The following is a 1,117-nucleotide window of genomic DNA, read 5'->3' on the forward strand; positions in this document are numbered from 1 at the left end:
GGCCGCCGCGTGAACCCCTCCGCAGGCGGGCTGATTTGGTGTCGCTCTTCTCCGGGATGACGTGTCGGATGCCTCGTCGCCGTAGATAGGAGCGGATTACCCCGTTGCTGTATGCCTTGTCGGCGCCGACGCTGTCCGGTCGGCGCCTCGGCCTGCCCGTGCCGAGCCGGGGGACGCGGATCTTGTCCATGACCGCCTCAAACTGGGTGCAGTCCGCCCGCTGGCCAGGCGTGACGACCAGGGAAAGCGGGCGGCACTTACCGTCCGCGCTCAGGTGAAGCTTGCAGGTCAGCCGGCCACGGGAGCGGCCAAGGGCTTCGCCCGCTGCACCTCCTCCGCCGGGAACGGGCACAAGCGCACGTGCGCGCGCACGTGAACTGGTCTCTGTGCGGCCCCCTTTGGGGCACCGGGCGGTGCTGGCGGTGGGCCCTTCGGGGCTCCGGCGGCGTGCTGGTGGGCGCGGATCGAGGTGGAGTCGATGTTGATGTCCCAGTCGATGCCGCCCTCGGCGTCAGCGACGGCCTGGACGTGCTGGAGCAGCCTCTCCCAGGTGCCGTCCGCCGACCACAGCATGTGGCGTTTGTGAACCGTCTGCCAAGGGCCGAAGCGTGCGGGCAGTTCGCGCCACTGACAGCCGGTACTGAGCCGGTGGATGATTCCGTTGATCACCTGGCGGTGGTCCCGCCATCGGCCGCACCGGCTGTTGCTCTTGGGCAGCAGCGGCTCCAGCACCGCCCACTCGTCGTCCGTGAGGTTCCCCCTGCTGAGCATGACCAGAACAACGATCTGACCGATCGAAGAGGTACGCCCTTCCGTGAGCGAAAGTCCCCGGTCAGCGGCCCGGAAATGAGTTGCCCAGGCTGCGGAGCAGTTGTTACGGTCACGCTGGCGCGAGAGACGCGTGATCAGCGGGACAGGGAGGTTGATGAATATGGCTGCCGTCGGCCGTCTTCAGCATGCCCTCGTCCGGCCCGCGCAATAGCAGAGCGCGGCCCGGGTCGTTCCAACGACCAGGAGAGACACGTGTCTTCCTCTTCTTCACCCGCCCACACCGACGTGATCACCAAGCGCCTGATCCTGAGGCCCTGGACCACGAACGAGGCCACCGCGGTCCTCG

At 67.8% G+C, this 1,117-nt stretch carries 1 protein-coding gene and 1 pseudogene; both read right to left on the bottom strand.

What is annotated here, in order from left to right; genetic code table 11:
* Nucleotides 1-319 (bottom strand): annotated as a pseudogene (locus AB0N81_RS41975) (transposase); the annotation flags it as partial.
* Nucleotides 289-771: an IS5 family transposase gene (locus AB0N81_RS41980; RefSeq protein WP_365368210.1), complete on the bottom strand. Its 483-nt coding sequence runs from the start codon at nucleotides 769-771 to the stop codon at nucleotides 289-291. The pseudogene AB0N81_RS41975 and the gene AB0N81_RS41980, both read right to left, overlap by 31 nt.
* Nucleotides 772-1,117 lie beyond the last annotated feature (346 nt).

It is taken from the genome of Streptomyces sp. NPDC093510 (assembly GCF_040683555.1).
Classification (GTDB): domain Bacteria; phylum Actinomycetota; class Actinomycetes; order Streptomycetales; family Streptomycetaceae; genus Streptomyces.

Excerpts from the sequence above, each read along its gene's own strand:
- AB0N81_RS41980 (WP_365368210.1), bottom strand. The coding sequence starts at position 771 with ATGCTCAGCAGGGGGAACCTCACGGACGACGAGTGGGCGGTGCTGGAG.